Origin of the sequence: Pseudarthrobacter phenanthrenivorans Sphe3, assembly GCF_000189535.1 — a bacterium.
Lineage (GTDB): Bacteria > Actinomycetota > Actinomycetes > Actinomycetales > Micrococcaceae > Arthrobacter > Arthrobacter phenanthrenivorans.
Map to the genome: position 1 here is coordinate 1,221,948 of NC_015145.1, position 18,457 is coordinate 1,240,404.

17 protein-coding genes and 1 pseudogene are annotated in these 18,457 nt (G+C 65.7%); 15 read left to right on the forward strand and 3 right to left on the reverse strand.

Features of this window, described 5'->3' with window-relative positions; all coding sequences use genetic code 11:
• From sdhA to sdhC, 3 genes are all read right to left on the reverse strand, one after another.
• Complete coding sequence (gene sdhA, locus ASPHE3_RS05710) at nt 1-1,800, reverse strand: succinate dehydrogenase flavoprotein subunit (RefSeq protein WP_013600282.1); 1,800 nt, start codon at nt 1,798-1,800, stop codon at nt 1-3.
• A gap of 108 nt (nt 1,801-1,908) precedes the next feature.
• Nucleotides 1,909-2,370: a succinate dehydrogenase hydrophobic membrane anchor subunit gene (locus ASPHE3_RS05715; protein WP_013600283.1), complete on the reverse strand. Its 462-nt coding sequence runs from the start codon at nt 2,368-2,370 to the stop codon at nt 1,909-1,911.
• Between the two features lie 3 nt (nt 2,371-2,373).
• Entirely contained in the window at nt 2,374-2,754 is a 381-nt protein-coding gene (gene sdhC / locus ASPHE3_RS05720) for a succinate dehydrogenase, cytochrome b556 subunit (RefSeq protein ID WP_074446982.1), read from the reverse strand.
• A 281-nt stretch (nt 2,755-3,035) separates the two neighbouring features.
• Between sdhC and ASPHE3_RS05725 the strand changes: the two genes are divergently transcribed.
• From ASPHE3_RS05725 to ASPHE3_RS05795, 15 genes and pseudogenes are all read left to right on the forward strand, one after another.
• Nucleotides 3,036-4,169: a mannose-1-phosphate guanylyltransferase gene (locus tag ASPHE3_RS05725; RefSeq protein ID WP_013600285.1), complete on the forward strand. Its 1,134-nt coding sequence runs from the start codon at nt 3,036-3,038 to the stop codon at nt 4,167-4,169.
• A 57-nt stretch (nt 4,170-4,226) separates the two neighbouring features.
• Nucleotides 4,227-5,426 carry an amidohydrolase gene (locus ASPHE3_RS05730; RefSeq protein WP_013600286.1) on the forward strand — a complete coding sequence of 400 codons (1,200 nt, stop codon included), beginning with the start codon at nt 4,227-4,229 and terminating at the stop codon, nt 5,424-5,426.
• 107 nt (nt 5,427-5,533) lie between these two features.
• Complete coding sequence (locus tag ASPHE3_RS05735) at nt 5,534-5,968, forward strand: MarR family winged helix-turn-helix transcriptional regulator (protein ID WP_013600287.1); 435 nt, start codon at nt 5,534-5,536, stop codon at nt 5,966-5,968.
• Nucleotides 5,969-6,012: 44 nt separating this feature from the next.
• Nucleotides 6,013-6,441, forward strand: a complete 429-nt coding sequence (locus ASPHE3_RS05740; protein WP_013600288.1) for an organic hydroperoxide resistance protein — start codon at nt 6,013-6,015, stop codon at nt 6,439-6,441.
• The gene (locus tag ASPHE3_RS05745; protein WP_013600289.1) at nt 6,438-7,463 is read left to right on the forward strand and encodes an NADP-dependent oxidoreductase; all 1,026 of its coding nucleotides are present in this window, start codon (nt 6,438-6,440) and stop codon (nt 7,461-7,463) included. Before ASPHE3_RS05740 ends, ASPHE3_RS05745 begins: the two co-directional genes overlap by 4 nt.
• Before the next feature lie 249 nt (nt 7,464-7,712).
• The gene (locus ASPHE3_RS05750; protein WP_013600290.1) at nt 7,713-8,822 is read left to right on the forward strand and encodes a BMP family lipoprotein; all 1,110 of its coding nucleotides are present in this window, start codon (nt 7,713-7,715) and stop codon (nt 8,820-8,822) included.
• Nucleotides 8,823-8,998: 176 nt separating this feature from the next.
• On the forward strand, nt 8,999-10,564 hold the full coding sequence (locus tag ASPHE3_RS05755) for an ABC transporter ATP-binding protein (protein WP_013600291.1): 1,566 nt from the start codon (nt 8,999-9,001) through the stop codon (nt 10,562-10,564).
• Nucleotides 10,557-11,930, forward strand: a complete 1,374-nt coding sequence (locus ASPHE3_RS05760; protein ID WP_013600292.1) for an ABC transporter permease — start codon at nt 10,557-10,559, stop codon at nt 11,928-11,930. Before ASPHE3_RS05755 ends, ASPHE3_RS05760 begins: the two co-directional genes overlap by 8 nt.
• Nucleotides 11,927-13,249 (forward strand): ABC transporter permease, encoded by a 1,323-nt coding sequence (locus tag ASPHE3_RS05765; RefSeq protein WP_013600293.1) that lies wholly within the window; start codon nt 11,927-11,929, stop codon nt 13,247-13,249. The genes ASPHE3_RS05760 and ASPHE3_RS05765 overlap by 4 nt, the downstream gene beginning before the upstream one ends.
• Nucleotides 13,236-13,685, forward strand: a complete 450-nt coding sequence (locus ASPHE3_RS05770; protein ID WP_085930061.1) for a cytidine deaminase — start codon at nt 13,236-13,238, stop codon at nt 13,683-13,685. The genes ASPHE3_RS05765 and ASPHE3_RS05770 overlap by 14 nt, the downstream gene beginning before the upstream one ends.
• Nucleotides 13,682-15,000: pseudogene (locus ASPHE3_RS05775) on the forward strand (thymidine phosphorylase). Before ASPHE3_RS05770 ends, ASPHE3_RS05775 begins: the two are co-directional and overlap by 4 nt.
• A 6-nt stretch (nt 15,001-15,006) precedes the next feature.
• Nucleotides 15,007-15,636: a DedA family protein gene (locus ASPHE3_RS05780; protein ID WP_013600295.1), complete on the forward strand. Its 630-nt coding sequence runs from the start codon at nt 15,007-15,009 to the stop codon at nt 15,634-15,636.
• Nucleotides 15,637-15,760: 124 nt separating this feature from the next.
• Nucleotides 15,761-16,489, forward strand: coding sequence for a DedA family protein (locus ASPHE3_RS05785; protein WP_013600296.1), 729 nt, complete (start codon nt 15,761-15,763; stop codon nt 16,487-16,489).
• 39 nt (nt 16,490-16,528) lie between these two features.
• On the forward strand, nt 16,529-17,659 hold the full coding sequence (locus tag ASPHE3_RS05790) for an adenosine deaminase (protein WP_013600297.1): 1,131 nt from the start codon (nt 16,529-16,531) through the stop codon (nt 17,657-17,659).
• Between the two features lie 82 nt (nt 17,660-17,741).
• Complete coding sequence (locus ASPHE3_RS05795; RefSeq protein WP_041652624.1) at nt 17,742-18,332, forward strand: MazG nucleotide pyrophosphohydrolase domain-containing protein; 591 nt, start codon at nt 17,742-17,744, stop codon at nt 18,330-18,332.
• The last annotated feature ends 125 nt before the right edge of the window (nt 18,333-18,457 follow it).

The following is an 18,457-nucleotide window of genomic DNA, read 5'->3' on the forward strand; positions in this document are numbered from 1 at the left end:
TTAGTACTTCCTCACCATCGGCTCGTAGCGGGTAAAGACAACCGGCTTGGTGGCCAGGCGGATTCCGGCGATTGACTCCGCCGATCCGTCCGCCGGGGCATGGTCATCCTTGTACGCCATGGAGTGCTTCATGAATTTCTCGTCGTTGCGGTCCGGGAAGTCCTCGCGGAAGTGTCCGCCACGGGATTCCTCGCGGTAGAGGGCTGCCACGGTCATCACCTTGGCCAGTTCCAGCAGGAAGCCGAGCTCAACGGCTTCGAGCAGGTCCAGGTTGAAGCGCTTGCCCTTGTCCTGGACGTTGATGCGCTTGTACCGCTCCTCGAAGGAGGCGATGTCGCGCAGGACCTGGTTCAGGGTTTCGGCCGTGCGGAACACCTGCATGTTGGCGTCCATGGTGTCCTGCAGTTCCTTGCGGATCTGGGCCACCTTCTCGTCGCCGGTGCCGTTGCGGGCAATGTCCAGCAGTTCGGTGGTGTACGCCAGCGGGTTCTCCGGCAGCTCCACGAAATCGGCCGTCTTTGCGTATTCCGCAGCGGCGATGCCCGCGCGCTTGCCGAAGACGTTGATGTCCAGCAGCGAGTTGGTGCCCAGGCGGTTGGAACCGTGCACGGACACGCAGGCAACCTCGCCGGCTGCGTACAGGCCCGGGACCACGGTGTCGTTGTCCTGCAGGACCTCGGTGGTGATGTTGGTGGGGATGCCGCCCATGGCGTAGTGGGCGGTCGGGAACACCGGAACCGGCTCCGTGTAGGGCTCCACGCCGAGGTAGGTGCGGGCAAACTCGGTGATGTCCGGCAGCTTGGCATCGATGTGCGCCGGCTCCAGGTGCGTCAGGTCGAGCAGCACGTAGTCCTTGTTCGGGCCGCAGCCGCGGCCTTCACGGACTTCGTTGGCCATGGAGCGGGCCACGATGTCGCGGGGCGCCAGGTCCTTGATGGTGGGGGCGTAGCGCTCCATGAAGCGCTCACCCTCCGAGTTGCGGAGGATCGCGCCTTCACCGCGGGCGGCTTCAGACAGGAGGATGCCCAGTCCGGCGAGGCCGGTCGGGTGGAACTGGAAGAACTCCATGTCCTCCAGGGGGATGCCGCGGCGGAAGGCAATGCCCATGCCGTCACCGGTCAGGGTGTGGGCGTTGGAGGTGGTCTTGAAGACCTTGCCCGCGCCGCCGGAGGCGAACACCACGGATTTCGCCTGGAACACGTGCAGTTCGCCTGACGCAAGATCGTAGGAGACCACGCCGGCAACGCGCTTCTGCTTGTAGGGGGTGCCGTCCTCGCGGACCGCGTCCTCCTCGACCGTGAGCAGGTCCAGGACGTAGTACTCGTTGTAGAACTCCACGTTGTGCTTGACGCAGTTCTGGTAGAGCGTCTGCAGGATCATGTGGCCGGTGCGGTCGGCGGCGTAGCAGGCACGGCGGACGGGAGCCTTGCCGTGGTCGCGGGTGTGGCCGCCGAAACGGCGCTGGTCAATCCGGCCTTCGGGCGTGCGGTTGAACGGCAGGCCCATTTTTTCCAGGTCGAGGACGGCGTCGATGGCTTCCTTGGCCATGACCTCAGCGGCGTCCTGGTCAACCAGGTAGTCGCCGCCCTTGACGGTGTCGAACGTGTGCCACTCCCAGTTGTCTTCTTCGACGTTGGCGAGGGCCGCACACATGCCACCCTGCGCCGCACCGGTGTGCGAGCGGGTGGGGTAGAGCTTGGTCAGTACTGCTGTGCGCGCGCGCTGACCGGACTCGATCGCGGCGCGCATGCCAGCGCCACCGGCACCGACGATGACGACGTCGTACTTATGGACCTGCATACCAGATGCTCTTTCTCTCAAAATTCGCAATAAAACAACGGGGCGGCTTCGCCTTCCCCGCAAAACAGGGCCCGCGGTAGTACCCGCGGGCCCGGGGTGGTGCTGGTGCTAGGCAGGGCAGAATCCGCCCGGCAGGGGAACACCGTCAACCACGGGGCAGGGGTCGAAGGTGAAGATGACCAGGGTGCCCAGGACGATGATGACGACGGTGGCCGAGTAAAGGACCGTCTTCAGCCAGCGGCGGGTTGAGTCCTTTTCGGCGTAGTCGTTGATGATGGTGCGGACACCGTTGGTGCCGTGCAGCATGGCCAGCCACAGCATGGTGAGGTCCCAGAACTGCCAGAACGGATCAGCCCACTTGCCGGCCACAAAACCGAAGTCGATGGCCTTGATGCCTTCTCCCACCAGGAGGTTCACGAAGAGGTGCCCGAAGATGAGGACCACCAGGACCACACCGGATAGCCGCATGAAGAGCCAGGCGACCATTTCGAAGTTGCCGCGGCTCCCCCCGTGGCGCTGGTACTGGGGAGCGATCCGCCCGCTGCGGGGGCTCTCGATTGTTGCACTCATGGCTTAGTGACCTCCGAGGGCGAGGGACAGGTGGCGGATGGAGAAAGCCACCATGGTGACCAGCCAGAGGCCAAGGACAGCCCACAGCATCTGGCGCTGGTACTTGGCGCCCTTCTTCCAGAAGTCAACAGCGATGATCCGCAGGCCGTTGAAGGCGTGGAAGACAATGGCGGCGACGAGGCCGGTCTCGCCCAGCGCCATGAGGGGATTCTTGTAAGCACCGATCACAGCGGTGTAGGCCTCGGGCGACACACGCACCAAGGAGGTGTCCAAAACGTGGACCAACAAGAAGAAAAAGATCACTACACCGGTAATCCGGTGTCCTACCCAGGACCACATGCCTTCACGGCCGCGGTACAAGGTGCCAGCTGGTTTTGTCGGCACTGATAAACCTCCCTGCAACACAGCGGCGCTGGCATGAGATCCACGCGGGGGGAACGCCTGCTGCGAGAGCACTCGTAGCTCAGGCCTAAATCTAGGCTCCGCCAACAGCTTATTCAATTTAGGAGCTACTTGGTGACCAGCAGTGGCGCGGATTCCGCGAAATAGTGAGACAAAGGACACACTGCATGGCATTTCCTCCGTGGGACGGTGCTTGCCCGCGCGAACCGGTCCCAGGGTGCCCACCGGGGGCGGCAGGTACCCGTCCGCTAAAGTAGGCGGTGATGAGTACAGACAAAGTGACAAGCCCGGCATCCCCCCTTGACCGCTTCATTGCGGTGATTCCGGCCGGTGGAGTGGGGACCCGCCTCTGGCCCCTGTCGCGAGCCGCGGCTCCCAAGTTCCTGCACGACCTCACCGGTTCCGGCAGCACGCTGCTGCGCGCCACCTACGACCGGCTGCACCCGCTCGCCGGCAGCAAAGTGCTGGTGGTGACCGGAAAGGCCCACCGCGAAGCCGTGTGCCGGCAGCTTCCGGAAGTGCAGGACGCGGACCTCGTCCTTGAATCCGAACCGAAGGACTCGGCGGCCGCCATTGGCCTCGCCGCCGCAATCCTGCACGAGCGCGACCCGGACACGATCATGGGGTCCTTTGCCGCGGACCAGGTGATCAGCCCCGACCACCTCTTCCAGGAGGCTGTCCGTGAGGCCATCCATACGGCCGCCGCCGGGAAGATCGTGACCATCGGCATCAAGCCCACGCATCCCTCCACGGGATTCGGCTACATCCGTTCCGGCCAGGCCCTTCACATCGACGGTGCTCCGAGTGCCCAGGACGTGGTGGAGTTCGTCGAAAAGCCGGACGAGCAGGTAGCCCAGCAGTACGTGGACAGCGGCAACTACGTCTGGAACGCCGGCATGTTCGTGGCACCTGTAGCCCTGCTGCTCAAGCACCTGGAGGCAAACCAGCCGGAGCTGTTCCAGGGCCTGCAGGAAATCGCACGTGCGTGGGACACTCCGTCACGCGATGAGGTCACCGCCCGCGTCTGGCCCACCCTGCCGAAGATTGCCATCGACTACGCCGTGGCCGAACCCGCCGCCGAAGCCGGGGACGTCGCCGTCGTGCCCGGTTCCTTCCGCTGGGACGATGTAGGCGACTTCGCCTCCGTGGGCCGGCTCAACAGCGCCAAGGAAGTGGACGATGTCACGGTGCTGGGGGAAGGCGCCCGCGTCTTCACCGAAAACTCCAGCGGTGTGGTGGTCACGGACACCAAACGCGTCATTGCCCTGATCGGAATCCAGGACGTGGTCATCGTGGATACCCCGGACGCTCTGCTGGTCACCACCATGGCCAATTCGCAGCGGGTCAAGGCCGCCGTCGACGCCCTTAAGGCCAGCGGGGACACTGACGTCCTTTGATGTAACGCGGCGACCCGTGATGGCCGGTAATCACGTGAGCCTCGCTAGAGTGAAACAGTGCGCAATTACACTACTGAAGCCGAGCCCACCGCCCTGGTGGCTCCGTGGCTCGAGCCCCTCCTGCCGGAACTGATCGACTTCCGCCGGGACCTTCATGCGCACCCGGAACTGTCCTTTAAAGAGTTCCGCACCACGGACAAGCTGGCAGAGCGGCTCGAGGCTGCGGGCCTTGCCCCCCGCCGCCTGGAGGGAACCGGCCTCACGGTGGATGTGGGGGAGGGGCCCATCGCCACCGCACTGCGCGGCGACATCGACGCCCTTCCCATCATCGAGGAGACGGGCCTGCCCTTCGCGTCGAAGAACCACGGCGTGACCCACGCGTGCGGCCATGACGTCCACACCACCACCATGCTGGGCATTGCGCTGGTGCTGCACCGGATGCACCAGGAGGAACCGCTCGGCGCCACCGTCAGGATCATCTTCCAGCCGGCTGAAGAAACCATGCCGGGCGGTGCCCACTCCTGCATTGAACAGGGCGTGCTGGACGGCGTTCCCCGGATTCTGGCCCTGCACTGCGATCCGCGGATCGAGGTGGGCAAGATCGGTACCCGCATCGGTGCCATCACCTCCGCCTCTGACACCATCAGGATCGAGCTTTCGGGCCGCGGCGGGCACACCTCCCGTCCGCACCTGACGGAGGAACTGGTCTTCGCCCTCGCCCAGATTGCGGTCAACGTCCCCGCGGTCCTCTCCCGGCGTGTGGACGTCCGCAGCGGCGTGTCCGTGGTGTGGGGCCAGATCTCCGCAGGCTCGGCACCCAATGCGATTCCCGGCACCGGTTACATGGCCGGGACCATGCGCTGCCTGGACCGCGACGCCTGGCACGAAGCGGGCGAGCTCCTGGACGAGGTGGTGCACCAGGTGGCGGCCCCCTACGGGGTGGATGTGCGGCTGGAGCACACCAGGGGTGTGCCGCCGGTGGTGAACTCCGAGCACGAAACAGCGATCATCGAGGCTGCCGCGCGCGCGGAAATCGGTGAAAGCGCGGTGGTGCTGACACCGCAGTCCATGGGCGGCGAGGACTTTGCCTGGTTCCTCGCGGAGCTTCCGGGAGCCATGATGCGCCTGGGCACCAAGACCCCCGGCGGCGAGGAATACGACCTGCACCGCGGCGACTACATCGTGGACGAGCAAGCGCTGGGCCTGGGCATTCGCGTCCTTACCGCGGCCGCCCTGCGGACCATTCGCGACATTTAGGCACTGACCGGCCAGCCGTCGCCGGACGCCTGCACATCCTCACTCTCGCAGCGCGTCTGCCTTCAGGTAAGTTGTGCACAATCTAATTGTGCGCTAGCGTCTTTCCCATGACTGATGCACCCCGGCTGGACCGCCAGGTCTGCTTTGCGCTCTACTCGGCCTCCCGGGCAGCAACGGCCGTCTACCGGCCCGTACTGGAGGAGCTTGGCCTGACCTACCCGCAGTACCTCGTAATGCTGGTGCTCTGGGAAAGCGAGCCGCGCGGCGTGAAGGAGATAGGCGAGGAGCTCGGCCTGGATTCCGGAACCCTGTCCCCGCTGCTGAAACGGCTGGAGGCTTTGGCGCTGGTGGAACGCCGGCGCTCCGGTGAGGATGAGCGGCGCGTCGCCATCCACCTGACGTCGGCCGGACGCGCCCTGAGTACGCGGGCCAATGCCATCCCGCAGCGGCTGGCAGATGCCGCCGGGCTGTCCGCCACGGAACTCGAGCAATTGCGCCGGACGCTCGGCAAGCTCACCGCCGCCCTCCACGCGGCCCACTGACGCATCGTCGAAATTTCTCTAACCCCAACAAGGACGGATCTACCGTGAAGACTCTTTACACTGCCCAGGCCCTCGCCTCGGGCGAAGGACGCGACGGGACCGCGCGCAGCAGCGACGGCAAACTGGAGGTCAGCCTGGCCAGCCCCGTGGAGCTTGGCGGAACAGGCCACGGCACCAACCCCGAACAGCTCTTCGCCGCCGGATACGCAGCCTGCTTCCACTCCGCACTCCGGCTGGTGGGCCGCAAGGAACGGGCCGACCTGACGGATTCGGCTGTTGCCGCCAAGGTCCACCTGGGACAGCTGGACGGAGCAGGCTTCGGCCTCGCGGCAGAACTGGAAGTCGCGCTGCCGGCACTGGGCCTGGAGGCCGCCGAGGCGCTGGTGGCCAAGGCGCACGAAATCTGCCCCTACTCCAACGCCACCCGGGGGAACATCAGCGTGGACATCAAGATCCTGGAGTTTGCCGCATGAGCCTTCCCGCAACTGCCCGCGAAATCCGGCTCGCCTCCCGTCCGGTGGGCCGGCCTGTTCCGGAGAACTTCCGGCTGGTCGAGTCCCCGCTTCCGGAGCTCGGCGACGGTCAGATCCTGGTGCGGAACCTGTTCATGTCCGTTGACCCTTACATGAGGGGACGGATGAATGACGTGAAGTCCTATTCGGCACCGTTCGCGCTGGATGAAGCGCTCGACGGCGGCGCGGTGGGTGAGGTGGTCGCGTCCCGTTCCGGAGCGCACAAGGAGGGGGACGTCGTCGTGCATTCCCTTGGCTGGCGCGACTATGCGGTGGTGGAATCGGCTGCCACGAAGCCTGCCCGCACTGACCTGGCCCCGGCGTCAGCGTTCCTCGGCGCCTTGGGCATGACCGGACTCACGGCTTATGCCGGCTTGCTCAAAGTGGCTGAGTTCGCCCCGGGGGACGCAGTCTTTGTCTCGGGCGCGGCTGGCGCAGTGGGTTCCCTGGTTGGCCAGATCGCAAAGGCGATGGGCGCTTCCCGCGTCATCGGATCCGCGGGGTCGCCGGCCAAGGTGGCCCGGCTGCTGGAACTCGGCTTCGATGCCGCCTTTGACTACCACGACGGGCCTGTCCGGGAACAACTGGAAAAGGCTGCCGGGCCTGCCGGCATCGACGTCTACTTCGACAATGTGGGCGGGGAACACCTCGAGGCGGCGCTGGCCGTCCTGAATGTCGGCGGCCGCGTGGCCATGTGCGGAGCGATCGCGCAGTACAACTCCACCGAGCCTACTCCCGCTCCCCGCAACCTGATGCTGGCCATCGGCAAGCAGCTCACGCTCAAAGGCTTCCTGGTGGGCGGCCAGCGGCAGCACGCGGCCGAGTTCGCCGAAAAGATGGCCGGCTGGCTCGCTGACGGAACGGTCCGCTACGACGAGACGATCGTGGACGGGCTGGAGAATGCGCCGCAGGCGTTCATGGATCTTTTGGACGGGGCGAACACCGGAAAGATGCTGGTCCGGCTCCAGCCGGCCGCCGATTAGCGCCTGCTGCAGGGGCGCCTCCTGGAACGGCGCCCCTGCCCGCAGCTACTGGTTGGTAACAACTTGTAAACAATCTCCGGGATACCTTGCCGACGTGCTATTGGGACGTGGCGCAGGACACTAAAGTTGGTGCCATCAGTGCGCTCCGGCGCAGTGCTGCGTGCCCTCAGTGAAAACAGAATTTCAGTGCAGAAACGGACACTCATTGAATTCGAGCCGTAGCGCCACTCTCTTCATCCTGGAGGAAAATTGAAGAACTCACTGCGTGCAAGGTTCAAGCGCGGTTCAATGGCCGGCGTGGCTACCCTCGGTGCTTCCGCACTCCTGTTGACCGCCTGTGGCGCAGCCCCCGAAGCCGGAAGCGGCTCAACTGCCGGCGCCAGCGACTACACCGGCTGCATCGTCTCCGACTCGGGCGGATTCGACGACCAGTCCTTCAACCAGTCTTCCTACGAGGGCCTGAAGAAGGCCGAAGCGGACCTCGGCATCAAGGTCAACCAGGTTGAGTCCAAGACCAACAACGACTTCGAGCCCAACCTCCGTGCCATGGTCAGTGCCGGCTGCGACCTCACGGTGACCGTCGGGTTCCTGCTGGGCGACGCCACCAAAGCCCAGGCCCAGGCAAACCCGGACAGCCACTTCGCGATTGTGGACTTCGGCTATGAGACCCCGATCCCCAACGTCAAGCCGATCATCTACGACACGGCCCAGGCCGCGTTCCTCGCCGGCTACCTGGCTGCCGGCACCACCAAGACCGGCACCGTGGCCACCTTCGGCGGCATCAAGCTTCCCACCGTAACCATCTTCATGGACGGCTACGCGGACGGCGTGAAGTACTACAACGAGCAGAAGGGCAAGGACGTCAAACTCCTTGGCTGGAACAAGGAAGCCCAGGACGGCAGCTTCACCGGCGACTTCGAGAAGCAGGATGTGGGCAAGCAGCTGACCCAGAACTTCCTGGACCAGGGCGCCGACATCGTGATGCCCGTGGCTGGTCCCGTGGGCAAGGGTGCGGGCTCGGCGCTCAAGGAGGCCAAGGCCGCCGGCAAGGACGTCAAGCTGATCTGGGTTGACTCCGACGGTTACCTGACCGCTCCCGACTACAAAGACATCATGCTCTCCTCCGTCATGAAGACCATGGGCGACGCCGTGGAGGCCGTGGTGAAGGACGACAAGGAAGGCAAGTTCAGCAACACGCCGTACGTTGGCACACTGGCCAACGAAGGTGTCCAGCTGGCGCCGTTCCACGACCTTGACTCCCAGGTTCCCGCTGAGCTGAAGACCGAGCTGGAGCAGATCAAGAAGGACATCATCGACGGCAAACTGAAGGTGGAGTCCGCGGCCAGCCCGAAGGCCTGATCCCCGAGTGAGCGCCACCCCCGGCTGGTTACCGACTGGCCGGGCGGTGGCGCTTTTTGCTGGCTGCCCCTCACCGGGCCGCAGCCCGCCTATCCAGGACTGCACCCACTAGGCTGGTGCTGCAGCCATATATCCCGTCCGGTCGATCACCGGACGCTTCGAGATTGGTCAGAGTTTTGAAACTTGAACTCAGAGGGATCACCAAACGCTTTGGCAGCCTGCTCGCCAACGACCACATCGATGTGGTGGTTGAGCCCGGGCAGATCCACTGCCTGCTGGGTGAAAACGGGGCCGGCAAGTCCACCCTCATGAATGTGCTGTACGGGCTCTATGAGCCCTCCGCAGGGGAAATCCTCCTGGACGGCAAACCCGTGACGTTCCGGGGGCCCGGTGACGCTATGGCGGCCGGCATTGGAATGGTGCACCAGCACTTCATGCTGGTTCCGGTGTTCACCGTGGCGGAAAACGTGGCACTCGGCGCCGAGCCCACCAAAGCTGCCGGTTTCCTGGACCTGGACGAAACGCGCCGGCGGATCAAGGAAATCTCGGACCAATACGGCTTTGACGTGGATCCGGATGCCCTGGTGGAGGACCTGCCGGTGGGCGTGCAGCAGCGCGTGGAAATCATCAAGGCACTGGTCCGCAACGCCAAGGTCCTGATCCTTGATGAACCCACGGCCGTACTGACGCCGCAGGAGACCGACGAGCTGCTGGACATCATGCGCCAGCTAAAGTCCGGGGGCACCTCGATCGTGTTCATCTCCCACAAGCTGCGGGAAGTGAAGGCAGTCTCGGACACCATCACGGTGATCCGGCGCGGCAAGGTGGTGGGCACGGCCGAGCCGGCCGCCTCCACCACGGAGCTGGCGTCCATGATGGTGGGCCGGGCCGTGAGCCTGACGCTGGACAAGGCACCTGCCCGGCCCCAGGAGAAGACGTTCGAGGTCCGGGACCTGACGGTCATTGCACCCAATGGCCAGCACGTGGTGGACCACCTCAGCTTCGATATTGCCAGGGGAGAGATCCTGGCGATCGCCGGGGTCCAGGGAAACGGCCAGACAGAGCTGACCGAGGCCATCCTGGGCCTGCAGGAGCGGGTGACGGGGTCTGTCAGGCTGGACGGCAAGGAACTGCTGGGCCGGTCCGTGAAGGAGATCCTCAACGCGGGCGTGGGCTTCGTTCCCGAGGACCGCTCCGTCGACGGCCTGATCGGCACGTTTTCGATCGCGGAGAACCTGATCCTGGACCGTTACGATCAAGCCCCCTTCGCGAAGGGCATCAGCATGAGCCCTGCCAGGGTGCTGGAGAACGCAAAGAGCCGGATCGACGAGTTCGATGTCCGGACCCCCTCGGGTGTCCTCGCCGCAGGAACACTGTCCGGCGGCAACCAGCAGAAAGTGGTGATGGCCCGCGAGTTGTCCCGCCCGCTGCGCCTGTTCATCGCCTCCCAGCCCACCCGCGGCGTGGATGTGGGTTCCATCGAATTCCTGCACAAGCGGATCGTGGCCGAGCGGGACCAAGGCACGCCGGTGATGATCATCTCCACGGAGCTGGACGAGGTGATGGAACTGGCTGACCGGATCGCCGTGCTCTACAAGGGCAAGCTGGTTGGAGTGGTTCCGGCCGGCACCAGCCGCGACGTCCTGGGCCTCATGATGGCAGGGATACCGCCGGAGGAACACGCAGGCGCCCCCGCAACCACGCCAACCACCTCCGACGCCGAAGGAGGCGACCATGTCTGAAAAGCTCCCACCCAAACACACGGCCCGCGGTGATGACGGCAACGCGCAGCAGGCCACGCCCGCTGTCGAGGAGGCAGCCGCCGTCGTATCCGTTGACACAGCCGGCGGCGCCATTGAGCCGTCCGCCGTCCCGGCCACCGCCCAAAGCGGGAAGCTCCCGGGCGGACCGGACACCCTGCTCCGTAAGATCTTCACCGGAAGCGGCATGGTTTCTGTCCTTGCGGTGCTGCTCGCGCTCATCATCGGCGGCCTGCTGATTGCCAGCACGGACAAGCAGGTGGCCACCACGTCCACCTACTTCTTCGCCCGCCCCACCGACTTCCTGACAGCGGTCTGGAACGCGGCAACCCGGTCCTACATCGCACTGTTCCAGGGCTCGGTCTTCAACCCCCGCGGCAACAGCGTGGCAGCCCAGTTCGCCCCGTTCATGGAGACCCTCACCATCGCCACCCCGCTCATCACGGCCGGCCTGGGCGTAGCCCTGGCCTTCCGCGCGGGCCTGTTCAACATCGGCGCACAGGGCCAGATCATCGTGGCCGGCATCCTGGCCGCCTGGGTGGGTTTCGCGCTCGACCTGCCCATGGGCCTGCACCTCCTCCTGGTCCTCGTGGCCGGCATCGTCGGCGGCGCTTTCTGGGGCGGACTCGTGGGCCTGCTCAAGGCCAGGACCGGTGCGCACGAGGTCATCCTGACCATCATGTTCAACTACATCGCGCTCTACTTCCTGCGATACCTGCTGAATACCCCGGCGTTCCAGCGGCCGGGGGAGTCGAACCCCATCTCGCCCATCCTGGATCCCACCGCGGTCTACCCCCAGATCCTCGGCACCCAGTACCGGCTCCACCTCGGCTTTGTCCTGGCCATCGCCGCCACCGTCCTGGTCTGGTGGCTCCTGAACCGCTCCACCGTGGGCTTCGAATTCCGTGCCGTGGGCGCAAACCCCAAGGCAGCACAAACAGCCGGCATCAACGTTTCCCGCGCCACCATCCTGGTGATGGCCATTGCCGGCGGCCTGGCCGGCATGTCCGGCGTGGCCCAGGTGGCCGGCACGGAGAAGGTCCTCACCGACGGCGTTGCGGCAACGTACGGTTTCGACGCCATCACCGTTGCCCTGCTGGGGCGTTCGACGCCGTGGGGGACTTTCGCCGCCGGTCTTTTGTTCGGCGCCTTCCGCGCCGGAGCTGTCCAGATGCAGATCCAGACCGGAACCCCCATCGACATCGTCCTGGTGGTCCAGTCACTGATTGTCCTGTTTATTGCGGCTCCGCCGCTGGTACGGGCCATCTTCGGCCTGAACCCCCGGCGGAAGAAGCCCGCCCGCACCGCCAAGTCCCGCGAGGCAGCAACCACCGGAGGTGCAGCATGAGCACGGCAGTCTCGTCACCCAAGCCCGGCAATCCCCAGCCAGGAAACGAAAAGGACGCCGGCGCCGCCGCCGTCTCCGCGAAACCGGTGGGCTGGAAGACGCCGGTGCTCCTCGCAGCCTTCGGGCTGATCGCCCTGGTGTTCTTCGGCCTGCTCGCACCCAACCAGACCGCCAGTTTCGGGATCTCCACCGGCAGCGACTTCTTCCAGCTCCCGGCCCTCGAAGTGAATGCCTTTGCCGGAGGCCTGGTGCTGTCCATCCTTCTGCTGGGCCTGGCGGGCTACGCCGTCTACCTCAAGACCAAGGACAGGCCCGCCCCGGGCTGGCTGACGGTGGCTTTCATCGTCCTGTTCGTGGCCGCGTTCCTCATCTGGGTGGTGGGCGGTGCCCGTACCCCGAGCATTTCCCTGGCCGGCCTGATCGCAGGCTCAGTCACCCTCGCCGTTCCGCTGGTGTTCGGCTCGCTCTCCGGCGTCCTCTGCGAACGGGTGGGCGTGGTGAACATCGCCATTGAGGGCCAGCTGCTGGGCGGGGCCTTCACCGCAGCCATCGTGGCCAGCATGACCCAGAACCCCTTCATCGGGCTGCTCGCGGCTGCCGTTGCCGGTGCCGTGGTTTCCATGGTGCTGGCACTGTTCAGCATCAAGTACCTGGTGAACCAGATCATTGTCGGCGTTGTCCTGAACGTGCTGGTCTCGGGCGTCACGGGGTTCCTGTTCAGCACTGTCATGCAGGCCAACAAGGCCCAGTTCAATTCCCCGCCCGGCCTGGACATCATTGAGATCCCGGTGCTGTCCAGCATCCCGGTGATCGGACCGATCCTCTTCCGGCAGTCGCTGGTGGGCTACCTGATGTATGTTGCCGTGCTGGTGGTCTGGGTGGGCTTGTTCAAGACCAGGTGGGGTTTGCGGGTCCGCGCCGTCGGCGAGCACCCGCAGGCCGCCGACACCCTGGGCATCAACGTGAACGCCACCCGCTTCTGGAACGTCACCCTGGGCGGAGCTGTGGCCGGTATTGGCGGGTCCTTCTTCACGCTGGTGGCGATTGACAGTTTCACCAAGGAGATTTCCGGCGGCCGCGGCTTCATTGCCCTGGCGGCCCTGATTTTCGGCCGGTGGAACCCGATTGGCGCCTTCTTCGCCGCACTCCTCTTCGGGTTCGCGGACAACCTGCAAAGCATCGTCACCATCATCGGCACGCCCGTCCCCAGCCAGTTCATGGCCATGTTGCCGTACCTGGTGACGGTCCTGGCGGTGGCCGGACTGGTGGGCAAGTCGCGCGGACCGGCGGCCAGCGGTATTCCCTATGTCAAGGGGTGACGGCGTGGTTCCGGTGACCGGCGCGGGCGGCCTGGACTCCGGGACCGTGGACTGGGACGCGCTCAGGGCCGCTGCCATCGCCGCCATGCAAAAGGCCTACGTGCCGTATTCGAAGTTCCCGGTGGGGGCCGCCGCCCTCACCGGGGACGGCCGGATCGTGAGCGGCTGCAACGTGGAGAACGCCAGCTACGGGCTGACCTTGTGCGCCGAGTGTGCGCTGGTGGGCCAGCTGCATATGACCGGAGGCGGGCTGCTGCGCGCCTTCTACTGCGTGGACGGGGGCGGCAATGTCCTGATGCCCTGCGGACGCTGCCGCCAGCTGCTTTACGAGTTCCGCGCCCCGGACATGCAGCTCATGACCACCCAGGGCATCAAGTCCATGGACCAGGTGTTGCCTGACGCCTTCGGTCCCGAACACCTTGAGGAGAACCGGTGACACAGAACCACAAGGCCGAGCCGTTCGACGCTGTGGACATTATCCGCGTCAAGCGGGACAAGGGCGTCCTGAGCGCCGAGCAGATCGACTGGACCATCGACGCCTACACGCGGGGCGCCATTGCCGACGAGCAGATGGCCGCCCTGAACATGGCCATCCTGCTCAACGGCATGAACCACGCGGAGATTGCCCGGTGGACGGCCGCAATGATCGCTTCCGGCGAGCGGATGGATTTCTCCAGCCTCAAGCGGCCCGACGGCGGCCTGAAGTACACCTCGGACAAGCACTCCACCGGCGGGGTAGGGGACAAGATCACCCTGCCGCTTGCGCCGCTGGTGGCGGTCTTCGGGGTGGCGGTCCCGCAGCTTTCCGGCCGCGGACTGGGGCACACCGGGGGCACGCTGGACAAGCTCGAGTCCATCCCCGGGTGGCGTGCAAACCTTAGCAACGAAGAAATCCTGGCCCAGCTCCAGGACGTGGGCGCCGTGATCTGCGCAGCCGGCGCGGGCTTGGCGCCGGCTGACAAGAAGCTCTACGCCTTGCGCGATGTCACGGGCACTGTTGAGGCGATTCCCCTGATTGCCTCCTCCATCATGAGCAAGAAGATCGCCGAGGGGACCGGTTCCCTGGTCCTGGACGTCAAGGTAGGCAGCGGCGCATTCATGAAGGACGAAGCGAAGGCCCGCGAGCTTGCCGAAACCATGGTGGCGCTGGGCAAGGATGCGGGCGTCAACACGGTGGCCCTGCTCACGAACATGAACACCCCGCTGGGACTGACCGCGGGCAACGCAATTGAAGTGGAAGAGTCCGTGGAGGTGCTCGCAGGCGGGGCCCCGAGGACGTCGTGGAGTTGACTGTCAGGCTCGCCGAAGAGATGCTCGCCTGCGCCGGAGTGCACGACGCCGATCCCGCCGCCGCCCTCAAGGACGGCCGGGCCATGGACGTGTGGAACCGCATGATCGAGGCCCAGGGCGGAGATCCGCGGGCCAAGCTGCCGGTGGCCCGGGAATCGGAGGTGGTCTACGCCCCCGCGGACGGAGTCCTGGTGGAACTGGACGCGCTCGCAGTGGGTATCGCCGCGTGGCGGCTGGGTGCCGGACGGGCGCGCAAGGAAGACGCGGTGCAGGCAGGGGCCGGGGTCCGGATGCACGCCAAGCCGGGCGCCATGGTCCGGGCCGGTGAACCGCTGATGACACTGCTCACGGATACGCCGGAACGGTTTGCCCGGGCCCGGGAAGCCCTGGAACATGCAGTGGTTATCGCGCCCGAGGGATCCCGGCCGGCACAGCGCCTGATCCTGGACCGAATAGCATAGGGACCCATGCAGGCCATCAATGACTTCATCCTCGCCGCCGCCGGACAGCCCTGGGTGCTGGTCCTGGTACTGGCGTGCTGTGTCATTGACGGCTTCTTCCCGCCCATCCCCAGCGAGTCGGTGGTCGTGGGGCTGTCGGCCGTCGCGGCCACCGCGGACGTCCCCAACCCCTGGCTCCTGATGCTGATCGCGGCCATCGGTGCCTTCACCGGGGACAACATCGCCTACCTTATCGGCCGCAAAGTGGGGACCAGGCGATGGTCCTGGATGCGCGGACCGCGGATGCAAGGCGCCTTCCGCTGGGCGGGCCGTGAACTCCGGAAGCGGCCGGCCTCGCTGATCCTGGTGGCCCGGTTCGTCCCCATCGGCCGGGTTGCCGTCAACCTCACTGCCGGCGTGACCCACTATCCGCACCTGCGCTTCGTGGGCCTCACCGTGCTCTCGGCTACCCTGTGGGCGGCTTATTCAGTGGGAATAGGACTGTTCTTTGGCCAGTGGTTCGAGGACAACCACCTGCTGGGCGCAGTGATCGCAATTGTGTGCGCCGTGGCGCTGGGGATCGTGGTGGACCTGGTGATCAACCGGGTCCGGCGCCGGCCGCCGATGGTGGAGCGGATGAAGGAACCCGGGGCGTAGTTGAACCGTTGATCCAGGAAGCCAGGGCGTAGCGAATCCCGGCTTGGCCGTGGGACACTTAGGAACGATTTCCGCTTTGGCTGCGCCGCTGACGGCACGGCACTTTGCATAGGAGCAAGACCGCGTGGAGTTTATTAATGAGGCCGTGCTCCATGCAGCGGGCCAATGGTGGATCTATCCGGTCCTGCTGTTGTTCTTCTTCGTTGACGGCTTTGCCATGGTGGTCCCCAGCGAGACCCTGATCGTGGCCCTGGCGGCCTTCTCCCGGCACAGCGGGGAACCCAATCTGTGGATCCTGGGCCTGACCGCGCTGGTCGGCGCGATCGCCGGGGACAACATGGCATTCATGCTGGGCCGCAGGATCGGCCTGACCCGGTGGAAGTGGATGCGCCGGCCCAAGGTCCAGAAAGCCTTCAGCTGGGCACGGTACGAGCTGGACAAGCGCGGTGCAGTGCTGATCTTCACGGCCCGCTACATTCCCTGGGGCAGGGTGGCGGTCAACTACGTGGCCGGCAGCACGGGGTTCGGGCACCGCCGCTTCTTCCTCCTCGACGCTTTCGCCTGCATCACGTGGGTGGGCTATTCCATCGGCATCGGGTTGCTGGCCAGCTCCTTCCCGTGGCTCCACCACAATCCGCTCCTCAGCGCGGGCATTGCAGTGGTGTTCGCCATCGTCCTGGGCATCCTCATCGACCACGGGCTCCGGTGGTGGCACAAGCACCTCGCCCGCAACGACGCCGAAGAGGTTGATGAGTGGCTCGACGGCGGTCCCTCCGGTGCACGCGGCGCAGCAAAAGGCACCAGGGCCATGCTCGCGCCCGCCGCCGGGGACACCGGACCCGCAGCCAAGTAGCCGCTGGCATTGAGCTCGGGCCCACCCTAAGGTGGGAACGTGACTGAGCCCATTGTTGACGCCGCCCCTGCCATTGACTTCGACCTGAAGAACCTCCCCAAGGTCTCCCTCCACGACCACCTGGATGGAGGACTCCGCCCGGCCACCATCATCGAGCTGGCCGAGGCCGCCGGCCATACGCTTCCTTCCACCGATCCGGTGGCCCTGGGGGAATGGTTCCGCGAGTCGGCCAACTCCGGTTCGCTGGTGCGCTACCTGGAAACGTTCGACCACACCGTGGCCGTGATGCAGACCTACGAAGGCCTTTTCCGGGTCGCCAAGGAATTCGTGGAGGACCTCGCAGACGACGGCGTTGTCTACGGTGAGGTGCGCTGGGCGCCTGAGCAGCACCTGCAGAAGGGCCTCACGCTGGACGAAGCCGTGGAAGCCGTGCAGGAAGGGCTTGAAGCAGGCGTCGAAGCAGTGGGGGAGAGCGGCCGCGAGATCCAGGTGGGCCAGCTGATCACCGCGATGCGCCATGCCGACCGGGGACAGGAAATTGCAGAGCTTGCCGTCCGCCACCGCAACAAGGGCGCCGTTGGTTTCGACATCGCTGGAGCGGAGGACGGGTTCCTGCCCTCGCGCTTCAAGGACGCCTTCACCTACCTGGCGCAGCAGAACTTCCCTGCCACCGTCCACGCCGGTGAGGCAGCGGGACTGGAAAGCATCCAGTCCGCCCTGGTGGACGGCCGGGCCCTCCGGCTGGGACATGGCGTCCGGATCGCCGAGGACATCATGGTGGAGTTCGACGACGACGACGAGGACACTGTTGGCCTCGTTACCCTGGGCGACCTCTCCAGCTGGATCCGGGACCGCGGCATCGCCCTGGAAATCTGCCCGTCCTCCAACCTGCAGACCGGCGCCATCGCAGGGTTCGGCGAGGGCATTGAAAGCCACCCCCTGGACATGCTCTACCAGCTGGGTTTCAATGTCACCATCAACACCGACAACCGGCTGATGAGCGGTGTCACGCTGACCGACGAGTTCAACCTGCTGGTGGAAACCTTCGACTACGACCTTGATGACCTGCTCGAGCTGACGCTGAACGCGGCCGAAGCGGCCTTCCTGCCCCTCGAGGAGAAGGAAGCGCTGGTGGAGTACATCAACGACTCCTACGCAAACCTTGGCTGACCATCCGGGCAGCGATACCGCCGGCACACCGGTAGGCGAGCTCCTGCACGTGATCGCCTCCCTCCGCGAGCACTGCCCCTGGATGGGCGCGCTCACCCATGCCTCGCTGGTGGAGTACCTCCTTGAGGAGGCCTTCGAAGTGGCCGAGACCATTGAGGCCGGGCATCCCGACGCCGAACTGCTGGGGGAGCTGGGCGATGTGCTGCTCCAGGTGGTGCTGCACGCCCGGCTCGCCGAGGAGCGCGGCGCCTTCACGTTCGACGACGTCGCACGCGGCCTGAGTGCCAAGATGGTCCGCCGCAACCCGCACGTGTTCCGGCCGGACGGCTCCCTGCACGACCGCTTCCCGGCCACGGTGGACGAGATCGTGCAGAAGTGGGACGCCGTGAAGCGTGCGGAGCGGCCGGAGCGGCAGGACCCCTTCGAGGGGATTCCGCTGGCCCTGCCGGCGCTCGCCCGGGCGCAGAAGTCCATCGACCGGGCCGCGCGGGCAGGCGCAGGGCAGGTCCACCCGCCGACGGCACCCCAGCCTGAGACGGAGGAAGAGCTCGGGGAGCTGCTGCTCGCCGTCGTGCATTCCGCCCATGCCGGTGGTTTCGATGCCGAGCGTGCGCTGCGCGGCGCAGTCCGGCGCTACCAGGAGGGCGCTGCCCGCCTGCCCCGCGAGGGATAGCCGCACCATCATGACGTCCGGGGGCTGGATAGGTTTCCGTAACCCGCACCACTCTCGACTACGCTGGTCTCTGACGAGTACGTCGAGTCTTTCTGCAAGATCCCCCCGTTAATCGCCCATAAGGA

What these genes read in the sequence shown, in the direction of transcription:
- ASPHE3_RS05760 (WP_013600292.1), top strand. Translation starts at nt 10,557, where the DNA reads ATGTCTGAAAAGCTCCCACCCAAACACACGGCCCGCGGTGATGACGGC.
- sdhA (WP_013600282.1), bottom strand. Translation starts at nt 1,800, where the DNA reads ATGCAGGTCCATAAGTACGACGTCGTCATCGTCGGTGCCGGTGGCGCT.
- ASPHE3_RS05795 (WP_041652624.1), top strand. Translation starts at nt 17,742, where the DNA reads ATGGGCGCGCTCACCCATGCCTCGCTGGTGGAGTACCTCCTTGAGGAG.
- ASPHE3_RS05770 (WP_085930061.1), top strand. Translation starts at nt 13,236, where the DNA reads ATGTCAAGGGGTGACGGCGTGGTTCCGGTGACCGGCGCGGGCGGCCTG.
- ASPHE3_RS05745 (WP_013600289.1), top strand. Translation starts at nt 6,438, where the DNA reads ATGAGCCTTCCCGCAACTGCCCGCGAAATCCGGCTCGCCTCCCGTCCG.
- ASPHE3_RS05715 (WP_013600283.1), bottom strand. Translation starts at nt 2,370, where the DNA reads ATGAGTGCAACAATCGAGAGCCCCCGCAGCGGGCGGATCGCTCCCCAG.
- ASPHE3_RS05725 (WP_013600285.1), top strand. Translation starts at nt 3,036, where the DNA reads ATGAGTACAGACAAAGTGACAAGCCCGGCATCCCCCCTTGACCGCTTC.
- ASPHE3_RS05780 (WP_013600295.1), top strand. Translation starts at nt 15,007, where the DNA reads ATGCAGGCCATCAATGACTTCATCCTCGCCGCCGCCGGACAGCCCTGG.
- ASPHE3_RS05735 (WP_013600287.1), top strand. Translation starts at nt 5,534, where the DNA reads ATGACTGATGCACCCCGGCTGGACCGCCAGGTCTGCTTTGCGCTCTAC.
- ASPHE3_RS05765 (WP_013600293.1), top strand. Translation starts at nt 11,927, where the DNA reads ATGAGCACGGCAGTCTCGTCACCCAAGCCCGGCAATCCCCAGCCAGGA.